This window comes from Streptomyces roseicoloratus, from assembly GCF_004117935.1.
Taxonomy (GTDB): Bacteria; Actinomycetota; Actinomycetes; order Streptomycetales; family Streptomycetaceae; genus Streptomyces; species Streptomyces roseicoloratus.
Map to the genome: position 1 here is coordinate 1 of NZ_SDOY01000014.1, position 22,997 is coordinate 22,997.

General features: G+C 74.3%; 19 protein-coding genes. 8 read left to right on the forward strand and 11 right to left on the reverse strand.

The features are described from left to right. The 3 genes from ESG85_RS01205 to ESG85_RS01215 form a co-directional block, all read right to left on the reverse strand. Positions 1 to 1,431 (reverse strand): ATP-dependent helicase (locus tag ESG85_RS01205; protein WP_425471132.1); only part of this gene is annotated, 1,431 nt, incomplete at its 3' end. A 254-nt stretch (positions 1,432 to 1,685) separates the two neighbouring features. Further along, positions 1,686 to 2,033 (reverse strand): MGMT family protein, encoded by a 348-nt coding sequence (locus ESG85_RS01210; RefSeq protein ID WP_128976122.1) that lies wholly within the window; start codon positions 2,031 to 2,033, stop codon positions 1,686 to 1,688. Between the two features lie 6 nt (positions 2,034 to 2,039). Beyond that, entirely contained in the window at positions 2,040 to 2,303 is a 264-nt protein-coding gene (locus ESG85_RS01215) for a hypothetical protein (protein ID WP_128976123.1), read from the reverse strand. On the opposite strand from ESG85_RS01215, the gene ESG85_RS01220 reads away from it, so the two are divergent. The 3 genes from ESG85_RS01220 to ESG85_RS01230 all read left to right on the forward strand — a co-directional run bounded on the left by ESG85_RS01220 (position 2,295) and on the right by ESG85_RS01230 (position 8,358). Then, positions 2,295 to 4,928, forward strand: coding sequence for a lysylphosphatidylglycerol synthase domain-containing protein (locus ESG85_RS01220; RefSeq protein WP_246094757.1), 2,634 nt, complete (start codon positions 2,295 to 2,297; stop codon positions 4,926 to 4,928). The two genes, ESG85_RS01215 and ESG85_RS01220, sit on opposite strands and share 9 nt — an antisense overlap. A 128-nt stretch (positions 4,929 to 5,056) precedes the next feature. Beyond that, a complete protein-coding gene (locus ESG85_RS01225) occupies positions 5,057 to 6,655 on the forward strand; it encodes an alpha/beta hydrolase (protein ID WP_128976125.1) in 1,599 nt (532 codons plus the stop codon). Positions 6,656 to 6,774: 119 nt separating this feature from the next. Beyond that, on the forward strand, positions 6,775 to 8,358 hold the full coding sequence (locus ESG85_RS01230; protein ID WP_128976126.1) for an alpha/beta hydrolase: 1,584 nt from the start codon (positions 6,775 to 6,777) through the stop codon (positions 8,356 to 8,358). A 127-nt stretch (positions 8,359 to 8,485) separates the two neighbouring features. Here ESG85_RS01230 and moeZ read toward each other — a convergent pair whose 3' ends face one another. The 7 genes from moeZ to ESG85_RS01265 form a co-directional block, all read right to left on the reverse strand. Then, complete coding sequence (gene moeZ, locus ESG85_RS01235; RefSeq protein WP_128976127.1) at positions 8,486 to 9,664, reverse strand: adenylyltransferase/sulfurtransferase MoeZ; 1,179 nt, start codon at positions 9,662 to 9,664, stop codon at positions 8,486 to 8,488. 75 nt (positions 9,665 to 9,739) lie between these two features. Then, the gene (locus tag ESG85_RS01240) at positions 9,740 to 10,489 is read right to left on the reverse strand and encodes a spherulation-specific family 4 protein (RefSeq protein WP_128976128.1); all 750 of its coding nucleotides are present in this window, start codon (positions 10,487 to 10,489) and stop codon (positions 9,740 to 9,742) included. Next, the gene (locus tag ESG85_RS01245) at positions 10,477 to 11,439 is read right to left on the reverse strand and encodes an NAD-dependent epimerase/dehydratase family protein (protein ID WP_128976129.1); all 963 of its coding nucleotides are present in this window, start codon (positions 11,437 to 11,439) and stop codon (positions 10,477 to 10,479) included. Before ESG85_RS01245 ends, ESG85_RS01240 begins: the two co-directional genes overlap by 13 nt. A 138-nt stretch (positions 11,440 to 11,577) precedes the next feature. Continuing rightward, complete coding sequence (locus tag ESG85_RS01250; protein WP_246094758.1) at positions 11,578 to 13,068, reverse strand: hypothetical protein; 1,491 nt, start codon at positions 13,066 to 13,068, stop codon at positions 11,578 to 11,580. 13 nt (positions 13,069 to 13,081) lie between these two features. Next, a complete protein-coding gene (locus ESG85_RS01255; protein WP_128976130.1) occupies positions 13,082 to 14,815 on the reverse strand; it encodes a DUF3492 domain-containing protein in 1,734 nt (577 codons plus the stop codon). 210 nt (positions 14,816 to 15,025) lie between these two features. Then, positions 15,026 to 16,750 (reverse strand): DUF3152 domain-containing protein, encoded by a 1,725-nt coding sequence (locus tag ESG85_RS35605; RefSeq protein WP_246094759.1) that lies wholly within the window; start codon positions 16,748 to 16,750, stop codon positions 15,026 to 15,028. Positions 16,751 to 16,758: 8 nt separating this feature from the next. After that, entirely contained in the window at positions 16,759 to 17,739 is a 981-nt protein-coding gene (locus tag ESG85_RS01265; RefSeq protein WP_128976131.1) for an alpha/beta fold hydrolase, read from the reverse strand. A 144-nt stretch (positions 17,740 to 17,883) separates the two neighbouring features. Between ESG85_RS01265 and ESG85_RS01270 the strand changes: the two genes are divergently transcribed. The 4 genes from ESG85_RS01270 to ESG85_RS01285 all read left to right on the forward strand — a co-directional run bounded on the left by ESG85_RS01270 (position 17,884) and on the right by ESG85_RS01285 (position 20,139). Beyond that, on the forward strand, positions 17,884 to 18,099 hold the full coding sequence (locus ESG85_RS01270; RefSeq protein WP_128976132.1) for a hypothetical protein: 216 nt from the start codon (positions 17,884 to 17,886) through the stop codon (positions 18,097 to 18,099). Positions 18,100 to 18,590: 491 nt separating this feature from the next. Next, positions 18,591 to 19,250: a TetR/AcrR family transcriptional regulator gene (locus ESG85_RS01275; protein WP_128976133.1), complete on the forward strand. Its 660-nt coding sequence runs from the start codon at positions 18,591 to 18,593 to the stop codon at positions 19,248 to 19,250. Between the two features lie 211 nt (positions 19,251 to 19,461). Next, a complete protein-coding gene (locus tag ESG85_RS01280) occupies positions 19,462 to 19,689 on the forward strand; it encodes a DUF3107 domain-containing protein (protein WP_128976134.1) in 228 nt (75 codons plus the stop codon). A 180-nt stretch (positions 19,690 to 19,869) separates the two neighbouring features. After that, positions 19,870 to 20,139 carry a hypothetical protein gene (locus ESG85_RS01285; protein ID WP_128976135.1) on the forward strand — a complete coding sequence of 90 codons (270 nt, stop codon included), beginning with the start codon at positions 19,870 to 19,872 and terminating at the stop codon, positions 20,137 to 20,139. A 220-nt stretch (positions 20,140 to 20,359) separates the two neighbouring features. Here ESG85_RS01285 and ESG85_RS01290 read toward each other — a convergent pair whose 3' ends face one another. Beyond that, positions 20,360 to 21,091 (reverse strand): ferritin-like fold-containing protein, encoded by a 732-nt coding sequence (locus ESG85_RS01290; RefSeq protein WP_128976136.1) that lies wholly within the window; start codon positions 21,089 to 21,091, stop codon positions 20,360 to 20,362. Positions 21,092 to 21,658: 567 nt separating this feature from the next. Here ESG85_RS01290 and ESG85_RS01295 point away from each other — a divergent pair. After that, the coding region (locus tag ESG85_RS01295) for a DEAD/DEAH box helicase (RefSeq protein ID WP_246094760.1) at positions 21,659 to 22,997 on the forward strand (1,339 nt) is incomplete at its 3' end.

Sequence of the window (22,997 nt, forward strand, 5' to 3'; positions counted from 1 at the left end):
CCCCGGAGCCGGCCCCGAAGCCGAAGCCGGAGCCGTAGAAGTGGCAGACGCAGAAGCCGAAGCCCCCGAAGCCCCCCAAGCCTCCGGCTCCTCCTGTGCCGTTCCTGCCGCCGTAGCCGCCGCGCGCAGCGCGAGGAGGAGCGGGGCCACCGCCGGTTCGTGGCGCAGGGGGGTGTCCGCCGCGTCGGTTTCGACCGGGACGCCGGCCGAGGTGAGGGCGCGGCGGAGGGTGCCGAGCGGGGCCGTGGAGCGGGTGAGGACGGCCATGTCGTGCCAGGGCACGCCGTCCTCCAGGTGCGCGCGGCGCAGGAGGTCGGCGATGTTGTCCGTCTCGGTGGACGGCGTCGGGTACGTGTAGACCTCGGCGCGGCCGCCGTCCCGTACCGGCGTGAGCTCGCGGTGGGCGCGGACCCGGTCGGCGGGCAGCCGGGGCAGCGGCATCCGCTGGGTGAGCAGCCGGGTGGCCCCCAGGAGCGCGGCGCCGGAGCGGCGCGAGGTGCCGAGCACCTTGACGCTCCCGTCGAACGTGGCCGGGAAGTCGAGGATGCCGTTCACGTCGGCGCCGCGGAACGCGTAGATCGACTGGTCCGGGTCGCCGAACGCGACGACCGGCGCGGCCGACCCGGCAGCGAGCCCGCGCAGGAGCCGCACCTGTGCCGGGTCGGTGTCCTGGTACTCGTCGACGAAGATCGCGTCGTACGGCGGCAGCGTGCCGGCCGGGGCGGACTCCACCAGGAGGACCGCCCGGTGGACCAGCTCCGTGTAGTCGAGGACGCCCTGGAGGTCCATGACGTCCAGGTACTCCGCGAGGAAGCCGGCCGCGGCCCGCCAGTCCGGGCGGCCGACCCGGCGCGCGAAGGCGTCGAGGGCGTCGGGCCCGAGGCCCAGTTCGCGGGAGCGCGCGATGACGGCGCGCACCTCGTCGGCGAAGCCGCGCGTGGTGAGGCAGGCGCGCAGTTCGTCGGGCCAGCGGACGTGCCCGAGGCCGAGTTTCTCCAGGTCGATCTGCCCGGCGAGCAGTTCCCGTACGGCCAGGTCCTGCTCCGGGCCGGACAGCAGGCGCAGCGGCTCCGCGAACAGGTCGGCGTCCTGGTGGGCGCGGACGAGCGCGTAGCAGTACGAATGGAAGGTGGTGGCCTGCGGCGGGCGGCTTCCGCCGAGCCGGGCCGCCATCCGGTCGCGGAGTTCCACCGCGGCCTTGCGGCTGAAGGTGAGGACCAGGATGCGCTCGGGGTCGGCGCCCCGCTCGATGCGCGCCGCGACGGCCTCGACCAGGGTCGTGGTCTTCCCGGTGCCCGGTCCGGCGAGGACGAGAAGGGGTCCGTCCGCGTGCTCAACCACCGCCTGCTGCGCTGCGTCAAGCACAGGGGGCCGCACCGGTGCCGGCACGGCCCGCACCAGCCGGTACGCGCCGGGGCCCCGCGTGGACACGAGGGTGGAGGAGGAAGTCACGTGGGTCGCCGGTCCTGCTGGTCTGTGTGCGGGGCGCACGGGGTGCGCGGAGTGCACGGGGTGCTCGGGGTGCTCGGAGGTCTCCGATGAGAAACGCGGGCTTCGACGTTACGCGATCCCGGCGCCGTACCTCACGTGTCACGCCGTCAGGCGCGCCATCCGCCGAGCCGGCCCCCCGACGCGAACCCGGGCCCGGGCCCGGAGGCTCCCGCCCCGCACCGGCGGCCGTGTCCTCACGCCTCCGCCGTGCCGTCCCACCTCGCCTGGCGCATGTCGACCTTGATCGCTCCCCCGACCTTCGGGTCCCGCAGGGGTGTGCCCTCCGCTCGGTAGTGTCCGAGGGCCCGGTGTTCGTGGCCCGGGAGCAGGGCGCCGTCCGCGCGGACCACGCGCCACCACGGCACGGAGCCGCCGTACAGCGCCATGACGCGGCCGACCTGGCGTGGCCCGCCCTCGCCGAGCCACTCCGCGACGTCCCCGTACGTCATCACCCGGCCGGGCGGGATCTCCTCGGCGACCTGAAGGACCCGTTCCGCATACTCGGGCAGCTCGGGCAGCTCCTGATTCTCCATTCGGCCCATCCTGCCTCACCCCACCGACAACCCCCTGATGCCTCCGAACGGCCCCTCTTCGTGCCACCATCGTCCGGGCGGTGACTGGTGATACGAGAACAAGAACACGCGCACGGGCACACGCCTGAGCACGAGCAGCGACAGCAGGAACAAGAGCAAGAGCACGATCAAGAACACGAGCACGAGCACCAGCAAGAACAGCGGCGACAGCAGCCGCGCGGGCGAGAAGCAGCGGCAACGACGGAACGGCATGCAGAGACGGACATGGTGATGGCGCACGACATCCCGCCTCCCGGGGAGGCCGGGCCTGGCACGCCCAACCTGCCCGAGCGCGTATCCGGCGACGAGCCGCTGCTCGCCGCGCGGGTGCACCGGCCGTCCGACCTGATGCGGCTGCTCATCGGCGTGCTCGCCATCGCCGTCGTCCTCGCCATCGCCGCCTTCGCCCACGGCACCACCTCCGGCCTGGAGCAGGACATCAACAAGGGCGCCGGCGGTGCCCCCGACGTCTTCGTCAAGATCGCCGGTCTCGTCTCGTCCATCGCCGTCCTGCTCGTACCGGTGGCCTTCGCCATCGAACGTCTGGTCAAACGGGACGGACTGCGGATCGCCGACGGCGTCCTCGCGGCCGTCCTCGCGCACGGTGTGACGCTCGCCACCGACCTGTGGGTGGCGCGGGCGGCGCCCGGCACCATCCAGGACGCGCTGACCCAGCCGCAGTCCGGCGGCGGGCTCACCGACCCGGTGCACAACTACCTCGCGCCGGTCATCGCGTACATGACCGCCGTCGGCATGGCCCGCAGACCGCGCTGGCGCGTGGTGCTGTGGGTGGTGCTGCTGCTCGACGCGTTCACGATGCTGGTCGCCGGCTACACCACGGCCTTCTCGATCATCCTGACCGTGCTGATCGGCTGGACCGTGGCGTACGGCACGCTGTACGCGGTCGGTTCGCCGAACGTCCGGCCGACCGGGCAGACACTGCTCGCCGGTCTGCGCCGGGTCGGCTTCAAGCCGGTGACGGCGCTGCGCGCCGAGGGCGTGCCGGAGTCGGCGGACAAGGACAGCGGGGACCGGGGCCGCCGCTACATCGTGACCCTGGAGGACGGGCCGCCGCTGGACGTGACGGTCGTCGACCGCGAGCAGCAGGCGCACGGCTTCTTCTACCGCGTCTGGCGCCGCATCACGCTGCGTACGGTCACCACCCGCCGCTCGATCGTGTCGCTGCGGCAGGCCCTGGAGCAGGAGGCGCTGCTGGCGTACGCGGCGATCGCGGCGGGCGCGAACGCGCCGAAGCTGATCGCCACCTCCGAGCTCGGTCCGGACGCGGTGATGCTCGTGTACGAGCACCTGGGCGGCCGGACGCTGGACACGCTGGAGGACGCGGAGATCACCGACGACCTCGTGCACAGCGCCTGGCGGCAGGTGAAGGCGCTCCAGTCGCGCCGGATCGCGCACCGGAGGCTCGCGGGGGACGCGATTCTGGTGGATCGTTCCGGCAGGGTGATCCTCACGGATCTGCGGGGCGGTGAGATCGCCGCGGGCGATCTGGTGCTGCGGATGGACATCGCGCAGCTGCTCACCACGCTGGGTCTGCGGGTGGGTGCGGAGCGGGCGGTGGCGGCGGCCGTGGAGGTGCTCGGCCCGGACGCGGTCGCGGACTGTCTGCCGCTGCTCCAGCCGATCGCGCTGAGCCGGTCGACCCGTGCGGAGCTGCGGCGGCTGGCGCGCGAGCGGTCGAAGCGGGAGCGCGAGGCGGTGCTCGCGGCCTCGGAGGCGGCGAAGCTGGCCCGGGCGCAGGCGAACCTGGCGCCGGACCGCAAGGTCGCGCGGGCGGAGAAGCTGGCCGACAAGAAGGCGGAGAAGCGGGCGCTCGACGAGGCGCTGGACGAGGCCCGCGAGGAGGACCTGCTGGCGCAGATCCGCCAGCAGGTGCTGCTGATCCGGCCGCAGGCTCCGGTGGAGCCGGTCCGGCTGGAGCGGATCAAGCCACGGACGCTGGTCAGTCTGATCGCGGGCGCGGTCGCCGCGTACTTCCTGCTGTCGCAGATCGCCCGGACGCCGCTGTCGACGGTCGGCGACGCGGACTGGCGGTGGGTGTCCGCGGCCGTGCTGTTCTCGGCGCTCAGCTATCTGGCGGCGGCGATGAGCCTGCTCGGCTTCGTGCCGGAGCGGGTGGGGTTCTGGCGGACGGTGATGGCACAGGTCGCCGGGTCGTTCGTGAAGATCGTGGCCCCGGCGGCGGTCGGCGGCGTGGCCCTGAACACCCGTTTCCTGCAGCGTTCCGGCGTACGGCCGGGGCTCGCGGTCGCGAGCGTCGGCGCGTCGCAGCTCTTCGGGCTGGGGGCGCACATCCTGCTGCTGCTGTCCTTCGGCTATCTGACCGGCACGGAGAAGTCGCAGTCGTTCACGCCGTCGAGGACGGTGATCGCGGGCCTGCTGACGTCCGCGGTGCTGGTGCTCGTCGTCACGGCGATCCCGTTCATGCGGAAGTTCGTGTCGACCCGGCTGCGCTCGCTGTTCGCGGGTGTGGTGCCGCGCATGCTGGACGTGCTGCAGCGGCCGATGAAGCTGCTCACCGGCATCGGCGGCATGCTGCTGCTGACCGGCGCGTTCGTGCTCTGCCTGGACGCCTCGATCCGCGCGTTCGGGCACGGCCACCAGCCGATCAGCTACGCGAGCGTGGCCGTCGTCTTCCTCGCCGGCAACGCGCTCGGCTCGGCGGCACCGACGCCGGGCGGTGTGGGCGCGGTCGAGACCGCGCTGACCGTCGGTCTGGTGGCGGTGGGCCTGCCCATCGAGGTCGCCACCCCGGCGGTGCTGCTGTACCGGCTCCTGACGCTGTGGCTGCCGGTCCTGCCGGGCTGGATCTGCTTCAACTGGCTGACGAAGCGCGAGGCCCTGTAGGCCGTCCCGGGGCCCTCCCGAGGGCCGTCCGGGGGGCCGGGCGCCGCCCGCTCGGCCCGCCGCGGGGCCGCCACCCGCTTGGCCCCCTGCCCCGCGCGGGGGTACGGCGCGCGGCCCACGATGGGGGCATGCCGATCTCCGCCGCCCAGCGCACCGCCCGGCGTGCTGCCCAGAGCGCCGCGCTCCTCACCGTGACCGCTCTGCTCGCCACGACCGCCGGGTGCTCCGACGACGGGGGCTCGGCGACGCCCGAGACCAGCGGCGGTCCGAGCGGGCTCGACCGGCTCGCGGCGCAGGAGCTCGACTGGGGGCCGTGCCTGCCGCCGTCCCCCGCGGAGGGCGGCGGGCCGGCGCCCACGCCGCTGCCCGACGGGGCGACGTGGGAGTGCACCTTCATGACGGCGCCGCTCGACTACGACGAGCCCGGAGGCGAGACCGTCGACCTGGCCCTGATCCGCGTCAAGGCGGCCGACCGGGGCCGGCGGATCGGCTCGCTCCTGTTCAACTTCGGCGGCCCCGGCGGCTCGGGCATCACCGGACTGCCCGGCTTCGCGAGCGACTTCGAGAGCCTGCGCTCCCGCTACGACCTGGTCTCCTTCGACCCGCGCGGGGTCGGCCGCAGCGCGCCCGTCGAGTGCGCGAGCGACAAGGAGCTCGACGCCTACTACGCGCTGGACTTCACGCCCGACGACGCCGCCGAGGAACGCACCCTCTCCGACGCGCAGAAGAAGTACGCGGGGGGCTGCGAGCGCAACTCCGGCCGGCAGCTCCCGCACGTCGGCACGGAGAACGCCGCCCGCGACATGGACCTGATGCGCCGGGTCCTCGGCGACGACAAGCTCCACTACTTCGGCATCTCGTACGGCACCGAGCTCGGCGGCGTGTACGCCCACCTCTTCCCGGAGAACGTCGGCCGCGCCGTCTTCGACGCGGTCGTCGACCCGGAGGCCGGTGTGGTGGACGGTGCGCTCGGCCAGGCACGCGGCTTCCAGCTGGCGCTCGACAACTTCGCGAAGGACTGCGTGGACCGCGCCGACGAGTGCGTCCTGCCCGGCTCGACGGTCGCCGAGATCGAGGCGTTCATCGTCGACCTGCTCGCCGAGCTCGACGAGGAGCCGATCGCGGGCATCGGCGACCGCAAGCTCACCCAGACCCAGGCCACCAACGGCGTCGCACAGGCGCTGTACTCCAAGGAGTTCTGGCCGTATCTGGAGCAGGGCCTCGACGAGGCCGACGGCGGCAACGGCGCGCTGCTGCTCGCCCTGTCGGACTCCATGAACGGCCGCAGCCAGAGCGGGAGTTACAGCAACATCCAGGCCGCGAACGCCGCCGTCAACTGCGTCGACTTCAAGGAGCGCTACACCCTCGGCCAGGCCAAGGAGCGGCTCCCGGAGTTCCGCGAGGCCTCGCCGGTCTTCGGCGACTTCATGGGCTGGGCGCTCGCCGGCTGCTCCCAGTGGCCGGTGCCCGGCGGCTGGGAGCACCCGGACGTCTCCGCCGCCGGCTCCGCGCCGATCCTGGTCGTCGGCAACACCGGCGACCCGGCCACTCCGTACGAGGGTGCCCGTTCCATGGCCGAGGCGCTCGGCAAGGGCGTCGGCGTGGAGCTGACGTACAAGGGCCAGGGCCACGGCGCCTACAGCAGCGGGGACCGGTGCGTGAAGACCACGACGGACGCCTATCTGCTCGACGGCAAGGTGCCGGCCTCCGGGACCGTGTGCCCGTAGCCCGTGGCCCCGCGCCTGTCCGGTCCGGACCGCCGGGGCGCACGGCATGATCGGCATGCGTCCTCCGGGCGTCCCCGGCCGCCTACGATGGCGGTCCGGGACGGATCAGGGGGTGGCGCATGGGGCGCTCGTTCATAGGCGGCGGCATACGGACGGGGGCGGTCCTCGCCCTCGGAGGGCTGCTCGCGGCGGGCTGTACGGCCTCCGGCGGCGCCGCCGCCCCGGGTGACGACCCCAAGTCCTCGGCGACCGCCCCGTCCGGCACGCCGTCCGCGTCCGCGGGCGGCCCCGCGGGCGGCCCGGCGCTGCCCGCCGCGCTCACCGGGCAGCGGCCGGACTGGCGGCGCTGCACCGCCCCCGAGGGCGGCGAGGCGCCCGGCTCCGCGTGGCGCTGCGCCACCGTCAAGGTGCCGCTCGACTACGCGAAGCCCGACGGGCCGACGATCCCGATCGCGCTGATCCGCAAGGAGGCCGGGTCCAAGGAGGCGCGGATCGGCTCGCTGCTCTTCAACTTCGGCGGCCCCGGCGGCTCCGGCGTCGACATCCTGCCGCGCGGCGCCGCCGAGTACACGGCCCTCGCCACCCGCTACGACCTGGTCTCCTTCGACCCGCGCGGCGTCCAGCGCAGCGCGGGCGTGGCGTGCCGGGACGACAAGGAGCAGGCGAAGGCCGAGCGGACGGTCGACTACACGCCCGACACGGCCGCCGAGGAGCGCGCCTTCCGCGCCGACGCGGTCGCGTTCGGCCAGGGCTGCGAGCGCCGCTCCGGCGCCGTCATCCCGTACACCACCACCAGCAACACCGCCCGCGACATGGACCTGATCCGCCGGGTCCTCGGCGACGCGAAGCTGCACTACTTCGGCATCTCGTACGGAACGCAGCTGGGTGCCGCCTACGCCCACCTCTTCCCCGGGAACGTGGGCCGGATGGTGCTCGACGCGGTCGTCGACCCGACCGCCGACGCGGTCGGTCACGCCCGCAACCAGACCATCGGCTTCCAGCGGGCCCTGGACAACTACCTGCGGTCCACCGGCCAGGACCCGAAGGACGGCACGGCACGGATCGCGCGGCTCCTGGAGAAGCTCGACCGCCGGCCGCTCCCGGTCGGCGACCGCCGCCTCACCGACTCGCTGGCGCTGACCGGCGTGGTCATGCCGCTGTACTCGCAGCAGAGCTGGCCGCTGCTCACCTCGGCGCTGGCCAAGGCGGAGAACGGTTCGGGCGCCGAACTCCTCTCGCTCGCCGACTGGTACAACGACCGGGACGCCACCGGGCACTACGCGACCCAGTCGCACGCGCAGCGGGCGATCTCGTGCGCCGACTCCGCCGAGCGTCCCACCCTCGACGAGGCGCGGGCGCTGCTCCCGGAGTTCCGCCGGCTCTCCCCCGTCTTCGGCTCCTACCTGGCCTGGGACACCGCCGGCTGGTGCGCGGACTGGCCGGTGAAGGGCGAGTACGAGGTGATGGACGCGAGCGCTCCCGGTGCCGCCCCGATCCTGGTCGTCGGCACGACGGGCGACCCGGCCACGCCGTACGAGGGCGCCGAGAAGATGGCGAAGGCGCTGGGCGCGGGGGTGGGCGTCCTGGTCACCAACAAGGGCGAGGGGCACGGCGCGTACGGCTCCGGCGCGTGCGCGACGAAGAGGATCGACGCGTACCTCCTGAAGGGCGAGGTCCCGGCGAACGGCACGACCTGCTCCTGACGGCCCGGCCCGCGCACGGCGGGCAGGCTCCGCACGCGGGAAGGCCCCGCACCTGGCGACCGGGTGCGGGGCCTTCCTCGTACGACGTGCTCGTACGACGTGCTCGTACGGCTTCGTCTCGCGGCTGCTAGTAGACCGGCTTCTCGGGCTCGATCTGGTGGACCCAGCCGATGACGCCGCCGCCGACGTGGACCGCGTCCGAGAAGCCCGCGGACTTGAGGACCGCGAGGACTTCCGCACTGCGGACACCCGTCTTGCAATGCAAGACGATGCGCTTGTCCTGCGGGAGGTCCTGGAGGGCGTTGCCCAGCAGGAACTCGTTCTTCGGGATCAGACGGGCGCCGGGGATCGAGACGATCTCGTACTCGTTCGGCTCGCGGACGTCGATGATGTCGATGTTCTCGCCGTCGTCGATCCACTCCTTGAGCTGCTTCGGAGTGATCGTGGAGCCGAGCGCCGCCTCCTGGGCCTCCTCCGACACGACGCCGCAGAAGGCCTCGTAGTCGATGAGCTCGGTGACGGTCGGGTTCTCGCCGCAGACCGCGCAGTTGGGGTCCTTGCGGACCTTGACCTGGCGGTACTGCATCTCCAGGGCGTCGTAGATCATCAGGCGGCCGACCAGCGGGTCGCCCACGCCGGCCAGGACCTTGATGGCCTCGGTGACCTGGATGGAGCCGATGGACGCGCACAGCACGCCCAGGACGCCGCCCTCGGCGCAGGACGGGACCATGCCCGGCGGCGGGGGCTCCGGGTAGAGGCAGCGGTAGCAGGGGCCGTACTCGGACCAGAAGACCGAGGCCTGGCCGTCGAAGCGGTAGATCGAGCCCCACACGTACGGCTTGTTGAGGAGCACGCACGCGTCGTTGACCAGGTAGCGGGTCGCGAAGTTGTCCGTGCCGTCGACGATCAGGTCGTACTGGCCGAAGATGTCCATCACGTTCTCGGCCTCGAGCCGCTCTTCGTGAAGGATCACGTTCACGTACGGGTTGATGCCGAGCACGCTGTCGCGCGCGGACTCGGCCTTGGAACGGCCGATGTCGGACTGGCTGTGGATGATCTGGCGCTGCAGGTTCGACTCGTCGACCTCGTCGAACTCCACGATGCCGAGCGTGCCGACACCGGCCGCGGCCAGGTACATCAGGGCCGGGGAGCCGAGACCGCCGGCACCCACACAGAGCACCTTGGCGTTCTTCAGCCGCTTCTGTCCGTCCATCCCGACATCCGGGATGATCAGATGACGGGAGTACCTGCGGACCTCGTCTACGGTGAGCTCGGCGGCCGGCTCGACCAGGGGTGGCAGCGACACGGAGACCTCGTCAATACAGATGGTCGGGATGTCAGTACGACACTTGTTCTCCGCACAACACTGCCACGGCCCTCCTCATTCCGAGACACCCCGTCCGATACGCGAGACAATTTCGTCCCAGTAGCCGGGCAGCGTGTGGAATTGGTCGCTTTGCCCCGGATGCCCTCTTCGGTCGGTCATGAACACGGTTCCGGCCCCTTGCCAGCGGGCGATCCGCAGTGCTTCGTCCAGGTGTGTGCGCGGCACGCCGTGGACCAGGTGCACGAACCTGCCCGCCGGGTAGTCGGCCGTCCACTCCGCCACCTGCGACCAGCGGTAGTCCGTCCAGCCGCCGCGGAAGGTGACCAGCTGGTCGGCGACCTCCGCGTAGCCCGGATACGGGTGGGTGCCGTGGCCGAGGACCAGGTGGACCTTGTCCTCGCGGAGCGCCTCCAGGGTCGCGGAGATCCGCCGCACCCCGGGCAGGCCGGCCCGGTCGGCCGGCGCCCGGTCCAGGTAGAAGCCGTCCGCCTTGTACCAGTCCAGGTAGCGCTGCGCGTCGGAGACGACGTCGCCGAAGGGCCGCGCGCCGTGGTCGAGGCCGAGGTGGCCGAGCAGCCGGACGCCCGCGGCGCGCAGCCGGCCCGCCGTCTCCAGGCAGTGCGGGTCGGGCCGCTCGCCCGGCCCGTCGGCGACGTCGAGCACGGCCCAGTGGACGGGCGTGCCGGGGCGGGTGAGCTCGGCCCACTCGACGGGCGCGAGCAGCGGGTGGGCGTAGCCCGGCACGCCGAGCCCGGTGTCGGTGACCGTCCCGGTCGCCGCCTGGGCGGCGGTCAGATGCGACATGCCGCCTCCATCCAGATGTCCGCCAGCGACTCCTCCAGGTTGATCCGGGGCCGCCAGCCGAGCCGGTCGCGGGCGGTGCGGACGTCGGCCTGCTGCCAGGGTCCGCAGCCGTCGGGGTACGGGTAGGGCGCGGCGGCCAGCTGTTCGGCGATGGTCGCCTCGGTGCGCGGCGCGCCGATCACCGGGCGCGGCGGCGGGCCGTCGACCTCGTGCAGCTGGCCGGCGTATCCGGCGACCCGGGCCAGCACGGCGGCGGCGTCGCGGAGCTTCACGGCGCGGCCGGTGCCGATGTTGACGACGCCCTGGGCGGCGGACAGCGAGGCGGCGTGGACGGCGCGGGCCACGTCGCGGACGTCCACGAAGTCCCGCTGGACGCCCAGGCCGCTGAGCTTCAGCTCGCCGTCGCCGGCCTGGATGGCGCGGCGCATCGCCTCGGCGAGCCGGCCGAGCGGGGAACCGGCCGGGGTGCCGGGGCCGACCGGCGAGAAGACCCGCAGCACGACCGCGTCGAGGCCGGAGCCGAGGACGAGTTCGGTCGCGGCCAGCTTGGACACGCCGTACGGGCCGCCGGGCCGGGGCACCGCGTCCTCGGCCGTGGACGAACCGGGCTGGCTCGGACCGTACTCGGACGCGCAGCCGACCTGGACCAGACGGGCGCCGCAGCCGCTGCGGCGCAGCGCCTCGCAGACGGTGGCGACGGCGACGGTGTTGTGCCGGGTCAGCTCGCGGGCGCCGCCGCGGGTGGCGCCCGCGCAGTTGACGACGACTCCGGGGTGGACGGCGTCGAGGAACCGGGTCAGCGCGCCGGGGCTGCCGGTCGCGAGGTCGAACCGGACGTCGGCGTCGTCGCCGCGGCCGAGGGCGGTGAGGTGGACCGCCGGGTCGGCGAGGAGGCGGTCGGCGACGAAGCGGCCGATGAATCCGTTGGCTCCGAGCAGCAGCACCCTCATCGTGCGGCCCCTTCGTGCCGACCGGCCGTGGCGTGGGATCGGGGTGTCATGTCTCTTTCTTCTCCTTGGGACGTGTCATGTGGACGTGTCACTGGGGGGCGGCGCGCCCGCGGCGTCGGCTCCGCGGGTGCGGCGGGTTCAGGCGTGGGCGGAGGCCCGGGACAGCGCGTCCGTGGCGTGGGCGAGCAGGACGAGAGCGGCGAGGCCGCAGACCAGGGCGGGCAGCGCGGCCGGTCCGCCGAACGCCACGAGGGCGCGGACCGGGACGGCGAGGACGTCGAAGCCCGGCAGCCGGGCGGCGAGGACGCTCGCGAGGGCGAGGACCTCGGCGGCGCACACGGCGGTGAGGGCGGCGGCCGCGGCCTCGGGGAAGCCGTGCGCGGCGAGCATCCGGGCGAGCAGCAGCAGCGTGCCGAGCGCGAGGGCGCCGGGGTGGAAGCCGGTGAGGGCGAGCAGTCCGGCGAGGGCGGCGTGGTGGAGGACGACGCTGCCGAACAGCAGCGGGCGGGCCCCGGCGGCGAAGTCGGCCAGTCCGCGGCTCGCGTCGAGTCTGCGGCGGGCGCGGACCGCGAAGAGCCGGGCGCACCAGGCGGCCGGGGCGGCGGACAGGGCGAGGGCGAGCAGCGGGCCGGTGTCGAACGCCCAGCCTCCGCCGGTGACCGGGCCGCCCAGGACGGTGACGACGGCCGGGCCGGCGTCGGGTCCGCCGCTGAGCAGCTGGTCGAGCAGGCCGTCGCCGGCCGCCGCGTAGCCCAGGAGCCAGAGGGTGCGGAGGGCTCCCAGAGCGGTGGCGGACACGGTGCCGCCGGTGGCGCGCAGCGGCCCGCCGCGCAGCACGAGGGCGAGGGCGGCGGCCAGTCCGAGCGCCCCGAGGAGCGCGGCGGCGACGCGGAGCCCGCCGGTGCTGACGGTGAGCGCGGCGGTGGCGAGGGCGGCGACGGCACCGGGAGCGCAGGCGGCCAGGGCCCAGGCGCCGCGCCGCGCGCGTCCGGTGCCGGCCGCCGGGGCGGCCGTGGTCGGGGCTGGTGTGCCGTCGCCGCGGGGGACGCGCGCGTACAGCTCCTCGGCGAGGGAGAAGACGTCCCGGTGCCGGAAGCGGGCGGCGGTCCGGTCGGTCACTCCGTGCGCCTCGAGCCCGGCGGCGATCTCCAGCGGGTCGACGGCCCGCTCGCACAGCTCGCGGTGGCGGTGCATCAGGGCCTTGACCGGGTCGGCGGGACCGCGCCGCGCGGGTCGCGCGGGCGGCTGCTGAATCGCTTCGGCATGCGCGGCCGGCACGGCGGAGGACGGCGGGGACGCCGGCTCCCCGGTCGCCGCGGGAGACCCGGCGGCGGGGGCGGTGGCGGGCGCTGCGGCCAGGGCGGCCGGCTCGGCGGAGGACGGCGGGGACGCCGGCTCGGCGGCGGGTGCGGTGACCGGCTCCGCGACGGGCAGGACGGGCGCGACGGACACCGTGACCGGCGCGGTGACGGGCTCCGGTGCCGCGACCGGAGCGGAGGACAGGTCGAGGGCGCCGGGCGGGAGGGGCCGCGCGGGGGCGGCCCGGGTCGCGAGGGCCGGGGCGCCGAGCAGCGCCTCGGAGCGGGAGTCCCAGGGGCCGGGGCTGGTGGGAGCGGCGGGGCCGCGCATGGGTGTGCCTCCTTCAGACATCGGGGTCTCCCTGACAGGCCGCGGCCGTGACGGGCTGGTCGGCCCAGCTGCCCGGCACATGGGACTCGGCCGGGTGGGCGAAGGGCACGCCGCTGGTGGTGCGGCGGCGGACCGGCGAGCGGGAGAGAAGTTCGAGGTAGATGCCCCGGAACGCCGCGAGGTTCTGTTCGACGGTGAACAGCTCCAGGGCGCGGGCGCGGGCGGCGGCGCCGAGGCGGTGCCGCCGCCCGGGGTCGCGCAGCAGCGCGAGGCAGGCGTCGGCGAGCGCCTTGGGGTTGCGCGGCGGGACGACGAGCCCGGTGCCGCCGATGACCTCGACGACCGCGCCGACGTCGGTGGAGACGGTGGCCCGGGCGCAGAACATGGCCTCGACGAGGCCGACCGGGAAGCCCTCCACGACGCTGGAGCTCACGACGACGGCGCCGGCGGCGTAGGCCTCCTCCAGGGTGGGGGCCTCGGGCCCGCCGAGTTCCTCGAAGGAGACCGGGTTCTCGCCGACGGCGTGGGCGCCCGCGGCCTCGTCGGGGAAGAGCTGTTCGGCGAGGCCCCGGCAGTGGGCGAGGTAGGCGGCGGCGCCGGGCTCGCGCACCGGCGCGGCGATGATCCGCAGCCGGGCGTCGGGCTGCTGCCGCCGCACCTCGGCGAAGGCGTGGAGGAGGGCGACGAGGTCCTTGGCGGGCTCGACCCGGCCGATCCAGGAGAGGGTGGCCGGGTCGCCGCTCTCCTCGTTCTCGCCGACCTCGGCGAAGCGCTCGGCGTCCATGCCGGGGTGGACGGTGCGGAGCCTGGCCCGGTCGGCGCCGCACCGCTCCTGCCAGCGGCGGGCGTGGGCGTTGCCCGGGGTGAGGAGCGCGGCCTGGCGGTAGACCTCGCCGGCGAGCCGGCCGTGGAAGGCGGCGAGCAGGGCCCGTACGGGCGTGGCGAGGGGCGCGCCCGCGGCGGCGAGGTAGTGGGCGCGCAGCTGGACGCCGTACTCGGTGACGAGCAGCGGGGTGCCGAAGAAGCGTTTGGCCAGCAGCCCCGGGAGGGCCGCGGCGCCCGCGGAGGCGGCGTGGCAGAGGTCGGCAAGGCCGAGGCCGCCGGCGCCGTCGGGGCCCTCCTCCTCGCCGTACCAGTCGAGCGAGAGGGGGCGCAGGGCGCGCTCCAGCTGCTCGGTGAAGGCGAGTTGGTCGGGCACGGTGGCGGCGGCCACGCTCCGGCGTGCGCCGGGGGCGCGGCAGGCGGACTCCAGGACGCGGACGGCGGTCTCCGAGCGGAGGGCGGCGGTCAGCCCGCCGTGGGCGCGGGCGAGGTCGGCGAGCCCGTAGAGCCCGGCGGCGAAGCGCTCGGGGATCTCCTGGACGGCGCCGGGGCGGAGGGCGTCGTCGGCGCAGACGCCCTCGGCCAGGTCCCGGAACGCCTCCTCGAAGAGCCGCCGTTCGCGCCGCCCGTAGCCGCGGCCGTGCGCGTATCCGTGGCCTCGCTCCTGGCCCCGGCCGTAGCCGAGGCCGCGGCCCTGGCCCCGCGTGCGGCCCGCGTCGCCGGCGGTCCACAGCGGCGCGGTGTGCACGCTCCGTACGTTGGGCGGCAGCGGCAGCCGGCCGCCGGCCTCCTGCCGGGCGTCGCGGCTGAGGGCGTACAGGTCGAACTCGTGCGGGGCGAGCCCGCGGACGAGCCGGTCGCACCAGAGCCCGGACTCGCCGACGGCGTACGGGTAGCCGCCCTCCGTGAGCAGTCCGATCCGCATGAGCACACCCCCGTTCTCCCGTGACGACGGCGGTCACCGATCGGTCCGGTGACCCGCAGCGGGAAGAACGTAAGCGGACATGACGGTGGTGCGACGGACGGTTGTCCGTCGCACCACCGGAAGGGGTGAATGCACGTAACTTTCCCGCCCCGGTCGCGTTCTGTCGCGCTACAGAGCGGTTCGGTCACCCTCGGTCAGGCTCCTGGGTGATCAACTGCCGGGATGCACCCAGGGATTGGGGCGGCACTTGACGCCGTCGACGTCGAGCGTCTTCGTCTGCTGCTGCATCACGGGCGCGAGCGCGCCGGGCGTGCGGCAGTTCACGTGGCTGTGCCCGAGCCGGTGCCCGACCTCGTGGTTGATGAGCATCTGGCGGTAGGCGAACATCGCCTCCGGACCGAAGGTCTCGGCGCCCCGCGCCCACCGGAAGGCGTTGATCATCACGCGCTGGGTGGAGGCGGAGTCGCAGGACACGTTGTCGACCGTGGTGTCGAGGCCGGATTTCCGGCACCAGTCGCCGGTGGTCCCCGGGCTGGCCAGGGTGATGACCCATTCGGCTTCGCCGCTGGAGATCCGCTCGAAGGCCATCTCGCCGTTCCCGGCCCAGGAGCGCCGGTCGTTGAGCGTCTTCTGCACCGCCTGCGCGAACAGCGCGCCGTCGAGCCCGAGTCCCTTCTCCACGTCCACGCGATAGCGGATCTTGCGGCCCTTCCCGGGCGCCCGGTCGAAGCCGGGCACGGTCTCGAACGTGCCGGAACCGTCCAGCTTCGGATCGATCGGGAACTGTCGGGCCATCAGCTCCTCGTACGTGGGCGGCACGAACGGCCTCGCCGAGGGGGTACGGGTGGGGCGGTCGTCCGAGCGGGACGCCGGGCTCTCCGCGCCGGCCCGGCCGGACGGTTCCTCGGCCGCACGGGTCTGCGGCGCTGCGCCGCCGTCGTGCCCGGCGACCTGCCCGGCCACGACCACGGCGAGCACCGTGGTGATCGCCGCGGCGGCGATGCCGGTGAGCGTGCGGCCCATGCCGCCGGAGCGTCCGGGCTGCCGCGCGGCGGCCTCCTCCTCCGCTTCGGCCCCGTTCCCGGCCGACGGGTCGTCCTCCCGCTCCTGCGGGAGCCCGGGCGCCGGCGTCTCGCGGCGCGGGCCGGGGATGGAGGGAGCGGCGGCGGGCACGGCGGTCTGACCGGTGTCCTCGTGCACCGGATGCCCGCCGCGGACGAAGGAGCCGCCGTCGGCGCCGGGGTCGTACGGCCCCTGGTAGCGCGGTGTGCCGTGCATGGGCGTGTCGAAGAGCGGCGCGGGACCGGAGGCCTGGGCGGCGCCGTAGGCCGGGATGCCGCGGGCGGGGGTGCCGTCGTACGCGGGAGTGCCGTGGGCGGGAGTGCCGTGGGTGGGAATGCCGCGGGCGGGAGTGCCGTACCGGGGCGTGCCGTGGGCCGGGGTGCCGTCGGGGTACGCGGGGAAGCCGTGCGCCGGGGTGCCGTCGTACGCGAGCGTGCCGGGCGCCGGAGCGCCGTAACCCTGCGGGGGGCCCTGGGGGTTGCGCTGCGGCGCGTACGCCTGGGGGGCGTGGCCCTGGGGGCCGTTCGGGCGCGGGTTCCGCTGTGGCGTCTGGTTCTGGAAGCCGGTGGTGGGGCGCGGGCCCGCCTGGGGCCGGGGTCCCGCCGGAGGACGGGGGCCGGCCTGCGGCGGAGGCGCGGTCCGGGCCTGGGGGGCGGTCCGGGCCTGGGGGGCCGGACGGCCCTGGGGCGCGGCCGCAGGGGGCTGGGAGCCCGGCGGGTTCTGAGCGGCCCCCGGGTTCTGGGGCCCCGTCGGGGGCTGTCGGTCCTGCGACTTGCGGCGCCGGCCCGTTCCCGGGCCCGGCCCGGCGGGCTCCCGCTGCTGCCCGGTGTCGGCCACCGGCGCGGCGGCGCCCTTGCGACTATGTCGTCCCACGGTCCGGCTCAGCTCCCGCCCTCGGCCGCGTGCCGCGCGGCATCGGTGATCAGCTCCCGGACCGCCGCGGCGACGGTCTCCGGATACTCCATCATGGCCACGTGCCCGGCCTCCGGAAGCGTCAGCAGCCGCGAGCCGCGGAACGCGGCGGCCGCCCGGCGTGCCATCCGGTAGCCGACGAGCCGGTCGCGCCCGCCGTAGACGAGCAGCGTCGGGGCCAGCACGCGCTCCGCCTGCCGCCACAGCCCGTGCTGGCCGCCCAGCGTGTACGCGTCGACGATGCCGCGCGAGGAGCGGACCATCGCGTCCCAGAAGTACGGCAGCTCCAGGCGCCGTTCCATCTCCTCGACGGCGTGCCGGAAGCCCTCCTCGCTGACCCGGCCGGGATCTCCGTAACAGAGGCCGAGGACGCCGCGGACCCGCTGCTCGGCCGTCCAGTCCCGGGTGAGCCGCGCGAAGAGCGCGGCGGTGCCGGGCAGTGCGAGCAGCGCGGTCGGCCAGGCGGTGCGCTGGGCGCGGAGCTCCGGCAGCGCCGGGGAGATCAGTGTGAGGGTGCGGACCAGGTCGGGCCGCACGGCGGCGACCCGGGTGGCGACGGCCCCGCCCATCGAGTTGCCGAAGAGGTGCACCGGCCCGCGGCCGGACGCGTCGAGCAGCCGGATGACCGCGCGGGCGTGTCCGGTCACCGAGTAGTTGCCGTCGTCCGGCGGCGGCGAGTCGCCGAAGCCGGGCAGGTCGACCGCCTCGCCGTCCACGACGTCCGCGAGCAGCGGCATCAGGGCCGACCAGTTCTGCGAGGAGCCCCCGAGACCGTGGATGCAGAGGGCGGGCGGCAGGCCGGTCCGGGTGCCGGGCCGGGAACGCACGCTCAGGGTGAGCCCGGGCAGCGTGACCGAGCGCAGTCGCTCGCCTTCGGCGACGCGCACGGCGCGCGACCGGGTCGCGGGCGGTGCGGCGGTCGGGGTTTCCGGCAGCTCGGTCGACGACATGGAGGCGATATTACGAGACGATCACGCCCGGGCGCGTGTGGGTGGCGTCACAGGATCGGGTGCGCCGCGCCCGCGGAGCTCCTAGGCTCGGAGATGAGGGTCATCGGACAGGGCCCGCGGACCCGCCCCGCCGGAAGGAACCGCATGACTGTCGACCCGGACGAGCCGGACACATTCGCCGAGGAAGAGGACGACGTGCTCGACGAGGAGATCCCCGAGGCCGACGCGGCCGAACAGCACGCCGAACTGCAGCAGCGCGAGGACGAACCGCTCAGCCAGGTCAGGCGCGACAGCGCCGACGACGCGGACGCCGCGGAACAGGCGCGGGTCGTCGCGCTCGACGAGGACGACTACCGCTGAGGACGTGCGCGCCGGGAGGCCGGCCCCGGGGGCGCCGGGGCCCGTCCCCGTGGCGCTGACGGCACCGACGGCGCTGACGGCGCATGGCGCACAGCGCCAGGCCGCGGTCTCGGTGCGCGCAGAACGCGCGTGCCGCGCTTCGTGGTCCGTGGTCCCTGTACAGCGGACGCGAGCGCCGCACGGCGGGCGCGAGCGCCGCCCGGCCGTGTCCCGTACAGCCGACGCGAGCCCTGCCCGGCCGATGTGAGCGCCGCCGGCGAACGGCGTGCGCACGCCGCCCACGGCGGACATCGGGCGTCGCCGCCCCGGTCGCACGTCGCCGTGAGCGGTGCTTCCTGTTCGCTTACATGACCATCTTGTTGCCCGCCGCCTCTCGCCCCGGGCGTCCGGTCCGTGAAATTCTGCGTTCGCACCGCGCACAGCCGGGTTACCCAAAAGTACGATGGCGGCGCGACGCCAATGCGCGCATGGATCGATCTTTGGGAGGCGGCGTGAGCGCCATCGAGCAGACAGAGGCAGCACGCCCTCGGGGCACGCGCCTGCCGCGCCGTGCCCGTCGGAACCAGCTCCTCGGCGCGGCCCAGGAGGTGTTCGTCGCCCAGGGGTACCACTCGGCGGCCATGGACGACATCGCCGAGCGGGCCGGAGTCAGCAAGCCGGTTCTCTACCAGCACTTCCCGGGCAAGCTGGAGCTCTACCTCGCCCTGCTCGACCAGCACTGCGAGGCGCTGCTCCAGTCGGTGCGCACGGCCCTCGGGTCCACCACCGACAACAAGCTCCGGGTCGCGGCGACCATGGACGCGTACTTCGCGTACGTGGAGGACGAGGGCGGTGCCTTCCGGCTGGTCTTCGAGTCCGACCTGACCAACGAGCCGGCCGTGCGCGAGCGCGTCGACCGGGTGTCGATGCAGTGCGCGGAGGCCATCTCCGACGTCATCGCCGAGGACACCGGTCTGTCCAAGGACGAGTCGATGCTGCTCGCCGTGGGCCTCGGCGGCGTGTCCCAGGTCGTGGCGCGGTACTGGCTCTCCAGCGAGTCCCCGGTCCCCCGCGACAAGGCGGTCGCGCTGCTGACCTCGCTCGCCTGGCGCGGCATCGCGGGCTTCCCGCTGCACGGCGCGGACGGCCAGCCGGCCGCCGAGGGCCACTGACGCGTCGGCCGTTCGGCGCGGCCGCCGACCGACCCGACCACCCCGCCCGCCCCGCCGCGCGTCGGCCGCACGGACGGTTCCGCCGCCCGGGGCGGGGTGTTCGCTCTTGGCGTTGTCCGGCCGCGCCGTGTCCGTCCCCTTACCGGGCTAATGTGTGGCGAGTACGGCGCGGGACCCACGCGCAGGACTGACGGTTCGGAGGGACATAGCCGTGGAGGTCAAGATCGGCGTGCAGTACGCACCCCGGGAGATCGTGCTGGAGAGCGGGCAGTCCGCCGACGAGGTCGAGAGCGCGGTGGCCGCCGCACTGGCCGGCACGTCGCAGCTGCTCAGCCTGACGGACGAGAAGGGTCGCAAGATCCTGGTGCCGTCCGACAAGATCGCGTACATCGAGATCGGCGAGCAGGCGGTGCGCCGGGTGGGCTTCGGCACCCTCTGAGCGACTCCGGGAGCGACTCCCGCATCACGGGGAGGCCCGGTGGACTTCGGTCCGCCGGGCCTCTCGCATGTGGCCGTACGCCCACGTCAGGGCGTACGGGGAGGATTGTCCTCACGAGTGACCGGGTAGGACGGGTGTGACCGAACTGCCCGCCCCGCACCCCACGCGAGGTGATTCGCCGTGTTCCTGGAAGCCCTCGGTGCCGCACTGCTCGGATTCGCCCTGGCCTGGGCGGCCGTGCACCGGCTCCCCGATCGCCTCCCCGCCCGGATCGTCGTCCTGACGACGGGTGCGCTCGGCGGTGTCTTCGGAGCCCTGGTGACCCACGGGGCACTCGGCCCCGGGCACTTCCTGGCCACCCTGATCGGCGCCGTGGCGGTCGCGGCGGTGCTGCTGTCGCTGCTGCTCCGCCCCGCGTCGCGCCGCCTGCGCCGATCAGCCACGGTCTGACCCGACCCCGGGGCCCCGGATCGCAGGGGCCGGGCGACAGTGCGTGTCGACAGGATCGCCCTGTCGACAGGGTCCGGGCGACAGAGCCCCGGCAGGGTCCGGGCGGCAAGGCCCCGGCAGGGTCCGGGTGACAGGCCATCGGCAGGGTCCGGGTGACAGGGCATCGGACTCCGGGGAGTCCGGTCGGCCCCCTGGGGGTCCGACCGGCGCCTTCGGTGTCTTACGCCGCCAGGCCCAGCGCCGCCATCCGCTTGGTGTGGGCCTCGGTGATGCGGGAGAACATGCGGCCGACCTCGGCGAGGTCGAAGCCCGCGGCCATCCCGTCCACGCCGCCGACGAGCATCGTCGACAGCGCGTCGCGCTCCGCGACCACGCGCTGCGCCTGCGACAGGGCCTCGCCCATCAGCCGGCGGGCCCACAGCGCGAGCCGGCCGCCGACCCGCGGGTCGGCGTCGATCGCCGCGCGGACCTTCTCCACGGCGAAGTTGCCGTGACCCGTGTCGTCGAGCACGGACAGCACCAGCGCGCGGGTGTCGGCGTCGAGCCGGGCCGCGACCTCGCGGTAGAAGTCGCTGGCGATCGAGTCGCCCACGTACGCCTTGACCAGGCCCTCCAGCCAGTCCGACGGCGCGGTCTGCCGGTGGAAGTCGTCCAGCGCCTTCGCGAAGGGTTCCATCGCGGTGGTCGGCTCGGCGTCGACGGCGGCGAGCCGGTCGCGCAGCTGCTCGAAGTGGTGGAACTCGGCGGAGGCCATCTTCGCCAGCTCCGCCTTGTCCGCGAGGCTCGGCGCCAGCTTGGCGTCCTCGGCGAGCCGCTCGAAGGCCGCGAGCTCGCCGTAGGCCAGTGCGCCGAGCAGGTCGATCACGGCCGCGCGGTACTGCGGTACGGCGGAGGCGGTGGCCCAGTCCTGGGCGGCGATACCGGTGAGTGTGGCGTTGTCAGGCGTCTCCATGAAGCGCACAATAGCCCGCCCCGCGAGGCGCCCGGGGCCCCGGCCGTACGGCGGCCGGACGGCGACGGGGCGGCGGCCCTGGGGCTCCCCGGCTCCGAGGGGCCCAGGCGAGGACACGTACGGGGCGCTCGCCGGCGGAAGTGACCCCGGTCTCGCCGGGAATTCTCCCGACACACATGCGCGAATCCGGGGTACAGTGGTAATGCGCCTGCTGAGTATGCGGACATGCTTTCGCACGTTCGGACGTACTCGGTGGGCCGACTGATGAATGAGGATGCCCGGTCGGTGGCCCGATCGGCTCCGGCCCGACAGCCCTTCCGGCGGCCCGCCGAGGGGTCCCTCAGCGGCAAGACGCTCGAGCGACGGCAGTGGTCCCGCGCCACCTGACGGTGATCTTCCCGGTCCCGTCGGCGGTTCCCGGCACGGTGAGACCCCCTTCGTTCGCCTCGCGCCGCGTCTCACAGAAGAGGCAGCACCCTGACTACGTTCCGAGACCTCGGGATTCTTCCCGAGACGGCCGAGGCCCTCGAGGCCGTCGGCATCGTTTCCCCCTTTCCCATCCAGGAGATGACCCTTCCGGTCGCCCTCGCAGGCACCGACGTCATCGGCCAGGCCAAGACCGGTACGGGCAAGACCCTCGGTTTCGGCCTCCCGCTCCTGGAGCGCGTCATCGTCCCCGCGGACGTCGAGGCCGGCCGGGCACGCCCCGAGCAGCTCACCGACGCCCCGCAGGCGCTGATCGTCGTCCCCACCCGTGAGCTGTGCCAGCAGGTCACCAACGACCTGCTGACCGCCGGCAAGGTGCGCAACGTGCGCGTCCTCGCCATCTACGGCGGCCGGGCCTACGAGCCCCAGGTCGAGGCGCTGAAGAAGGGCGTCGACGTGATCGTCGGCACCCCCGGCCGCCTGCTCGACCTGGCCGGCCAGCGCAAGCTCGACCTCTCCCACGTCAAGGCGCTGGTCCTCGACGAGGCCGACGAGATGCTCGACCTGGGCTTCCTGCCCGACGTCGAGAAGATCATCAACATGCTTCCGGCGAAGCGCCAGACCATGCTGTTCTCGGCGACCATGCCGGGCGCGGTCATCGGCCTGGCCCGCCGCTACATGTCGAAGCCCACCCACATCCGCGCCACCTCGCCGGACGACGAGGGCGCGACCCACGCGAACATCACGCAGCGCGTCTTCCGCGCCCACTCCATGGACAAGCCGGAGATGGTCGCCCGCATCCTGCAGGCCCGCGGTCGCGGCCTCGTGATGATCTTCTGCCGTACCAAGCGGACGGCCGCCGACATCGCCGAGCAGCTGGAGCGGCGCGGCTTCGCCTCCGGCGCGGTCCACGGCGACCTCGGCCAGGGCGCCCGCGAGCAGGCGCTGCGCGCCTTCCGCAACGGCAAGGTCGACGTGCTCGTCTGCACCGACGTGGCCGCGCGCGGCATCGACGTCGAGGGCGTCACGCACGTCATCAACTACCAGTCCCCCGAGGACGAGAAGACCTACCTGCACCGCATCGGCCGCACCGGCCGCGCGGGCGCGAGCGGTACGGCGGTCACGCTGGTCGACTGGGACGACATCCCGCGCTGGCAGCTGATCAACAAGGCGCTGCAGCTGGACTTCCACGACCCGGTCGAGACGTACTCCAGCTCGCCGCACCTGTACGAGCTGCTCGACATCCCCGAGGGCACCAAGGGCGTCCTGCCGCGTTCCGAGCGCACCCGCGCCGGTCTCGACGCGGAGGAGCTCGAGGACCTCGGCGAGCCGGGCGGCCGCCGCGCCCGCGGCCCGCGCCAGGAGAAGACCGAGGAGCGCCCGGCCCGCACCCGTACGCCGCGTCAGCGCCGCCGTACCCGTGGCGGTGCCACGGTCGCCGACGAGGCCGCCGCCACCGAGCAGACCGCCGCTCCGGCCG